The 714-nt window shown below is 48.6% G+C and carries 1 protein-coding gene; it reads left to right on the top strand.

Features of this window, described 5'->3' with window-relative positions; all coding sequences use genetic code 11:
- Positions 1 to 714 (top strand): acyltransferase family protein (locus BACCELL_RS25585; RefSeq protein ID WP_007215095.1); only part of this gene is annotated, 714 nt, incomplete at both ends.

Below are 714 nucleotides of genomic sequence, written 5' to 3'. Positions count from 1 at the left end.
CCTTCCTTTGAAGTGGGACATTCGCGGGTGGACGGAAATGCACCCGTTGAACGGGCCGGCATGGTCGCTCTATTATGAATATATCGGCAATATCCTGTACGCACTGTTTGTCCGTAAGTTCAACAAGGTTGCCTTGTCCATCCTTGTTTTTCTGGCAGCTTGTGCCACTTTGCATCTCTGTCTTACGGCGCCCAATGGTGATATCGTGGGCGGATGGGCATTGAATTGGGAACAGCAGTATGTGGGCTTTGTCCGTTTGCTCTATCCGTTCTTTGCAGGTTTGCTGCTTTCACGCTTAGGCTGGCTCATACGGGTAAAGAAACGCGCATTCTGGTGGTGTAGCCTGATGATTGTGATAGTTCTTTCCGTTCCCCGTATTGGCGGTGAAGATGGCTTCTGGATGAACGGACTCTACGAGGCACTTTGCATTATCTTTATCTTCCCGGTCATTGTTTCGATGGGAGCCGGTGGCAAAGTAACGGGAAAACGCTCTGTAGGTATCTGTAAGTTCCTGGGCGATATCTCATATCCCGTTTATATCACTCATTATCCGCTGATATACACATATACAGCCTGGGCATGCAATAATAATGCGACCATCACCGAAGGTCTTCCTTATATGATACTGACCTTTGTCGGAGCTTTCGTTCTTGCTTATGCCTGCCTGAAGCTCTATGACGAACCGGTACGCAAATGGCTGACCAATCGCTTTCT

Source organism: Bacteroides cellulosilyticus DSM 14838, from assembly GCF_000158035.1.
GTDB lineage: Bacteria > Bacteroidota > Bacteroidia > Bacteroidales > Bacteroidaceae > Bacteroides > Bacteroides cellulosilyticus.
Note: the sequence above shows the minus strand (reverse complement) of the source record. Positions and strands in the feature narration are given on the sequence as shown.